Annotated in this window: 1 protein-coding gene; it reads right to left on the bottom strand. The window is 64.2% G+C overall.

The features are described 5' to 3' along the window. Position 1: 1 nt before the first annotated feature. On the bottom strand, positions 2-523 hold a 522-nt coding region (locus ACFO4E_RS30140), incomplete at its 5' end, for a DNA-directed RNA polymerase subunit beta (protein ID WP_465263157.1).

The following is a 523-nucleotide window of genomic DNA, read 5'->3' as shown; positions in this document are numbered from 1 at the left end:
GTCAGACCTCTTCGACACTGCTCGGCTCGCGCCGACCCAGGTCGATTCCCAGTTCTTCCGCCGCACGGAAGACATCCTCGTCCGTGTCCCGCATCTCGATGGACATACCGTCGCTGGACAGCACCTCCACGTTCAGACAGAGCGACTGCATCTCCTTGATGAGCACCTTGAACGATTCAGGGATGCCCGGCTCGGGGATGTTCTCGCCCTTGACGATCGCCTCGTAGACCTTGACCCGGCCCAGGACGTCGTCGGACTTGATCGTGAGGAGCTCCTGGAGCGCGTAGGCCGCACCATAGGCCTCCAGCGCCCACACCTCCATCTCACCGAAGCGCTGCCCGCCGAACTGCGCCTTGCCGCCCAGCGGCTGCTGGGTGATCATCGAGTACGGCCCCGTGGAACGCGCGTGGATCTTGTCGTCCACCAGGTGGTGCAGCTTCAGGAAGTAGGTGTAGCCCACCGCGATCGGCTCCGCGAACGGCTCACCGGTACGACCGTCGAACAACCGCGCCTTGCCGTGCTC

The organism is Nocardiopsis mangrovi (genome assembly GCF_042653925.1).
Classification (GTDB): domain Bacteria; phylum Actinomycetota; class Actinomycetes; order Streptosporangiales; family Streptosporangiaceae; genus Nocardiopsis_B; species Nocardiopsis_B mangrovi.
The sequence above is the reverse complement of the archived record's forward strand: the minus strand, read 5'-3'. Positions and strand labels throughout refer to the sequence as shown.